Genomic DNA, 1,311 nt, shown 5'->3' with positions numbered 1-1,311 from the left:
CTCGATGGCAGTGCACCGATGGGACCGTGGCTGGTGACGAAAGATGAAATTCCGAATCCGCACGAATTAGAAATCGTATTAACGGTGAATGGGGAAGAAAGACAACGCTCGAATACAAAAAATCTTGTGTTTAACGTTCATTACTTAGTCGAGTTTCTTTCCGGCATTATGACACTTGAACCGGGAGATGTCGTATGCACAGGCACGCCGGGGGGAGTCGGAGTAGCCCGGGAGCCACAAGTATTTTTACAGGATGGCGATGTCGTGCGGATTGAAGTAGAGAAGATAGGGGTTCTTGAAAATCGTATTAAAGCAGTATCGAACGCCGCGGAGGTGGGACGGTAATGTCAAAAATTCAACAGTATCAAGAAGAAATGAACCAATCGATTGATGAAATTATTCAGAAAGCAAAAACATTGTCAGAAGAAGTGATTCGCTGGAAACCATCTGCCGAGGAATGGTCTATTATGGAGATACTTTGTCATGTGGAAGAAGTCATTGGTTACTGGACAAGAGAGCTCGTCCGTGTCATTCGCGCAGGCGGAACCGAATGGGGAAGGGGACTGCAAGATGAAGCGAGATTAGCAGCTGTTCGTAAAGCGGATCAACGCGCTGTTTCCGATGTCATTAAAGGAATCGAACAAGCAAGACAGTTTGCCAATGAACAATTTGTTTCGTTAAGTGACGCGGATTTAGCGTTAGAAGCGCCGCACCGTAATCCAAAATTCGGGGTAAAACCGATGACTTTTTTAGTCGAACATTTTATCACAGAACATTTAGCAAACCACAATAAACAGATCGAAAGAAACTTGAAAAAATATGAATCACAACAAGGGGCATGAAGGAGGAGCGAAAGATATGGAAGCCAATTCGTTTTTCCAAAGCAAAGAAGTGAAAGAGTTTACGAAGGAGATTGAGAAGTATCATTTAGGGCCGTTATGGGAAGCGATTCCGGATTTGATGCATAAGGAGCCGACACCGGATGCGATCCCCTATTTATGGAAAGGAAAAATGATTGAAAAACTATTATTGGAAGCCACAAAAATTTTCACTCCTGAGCGGGGAGGAGAACGACGGGCGATTTATTTACAAAATCCGGGGTTAAAACATCGCCAGCCTTGGGGATGGGCTTCGACGACGAACACGTTATATGCGGCGGTGCAGTTAATTTTGCCAGGAGAAACAGCTCCTTCACACCGCCATACGCAAAATGCGATGCGCTTTATTACGAGTGGAAAAGGAGCTTACTCGATTGTGCAGGGAGAACGGTTGTTTATGGAAGAGGGCGATTTCTTAATCACTCCGGGAGGG

The 1,311-nt window shown here is 45.1% G+C and carries 3 protein-coding genes; all 3 read left to right on the top strand.

All coding sequences use genetic code 11. The annotated features are described in order from the left end of the window. Nucleotides 1-345, top strand: a 345-nt coding sequence (locus tag B0I26_RS18025) for a fumarylacetoacetate hydrolase family protein (protein WP_146612832.1), incomplete at its 5' end; no start/stop codon positions are given. Further along, nucleotides 345-842 carry a DinB family protein gene (locus B0I26_RS18020; protein ID WP_111646700.1) on the top strand — a complete coding sequence of 166 codons (498 nt, stop codon included), beginning with the start codon at nucleotides 345-347 and terminating at the stop codon, nucleotides 840-842. The genes B0I26_RS18025 and B0I26_RS18020, both read left to right, overlap by 1 nt. A gap of 16 nt (nucleotides 843-858) precedes the next feature. Next, nucleotides 859-1,311: cupin domain-containing protein (locus B0I26_RS18015; protein WP_146612831.1), on the top strand; the 453-nt coding region annotated here is incomplete at its 3' end.

Origin of the sequence: Paranoxybacillus vitaminiphilus, from assembly GCF_003259935.1 — a bacterium.
GTDB lineage: Bacteria > Bacillota > Bacilli > Bacillales > Anoxybacillaceae > Paranoxybacillus > Paranoxybacillus vitaminiphilus.
The sequence above is the reverse complement of the archived record's forward strand: the minus strand, read 5'-3'. Positions and strand labels throughout refer to the sequence as shown.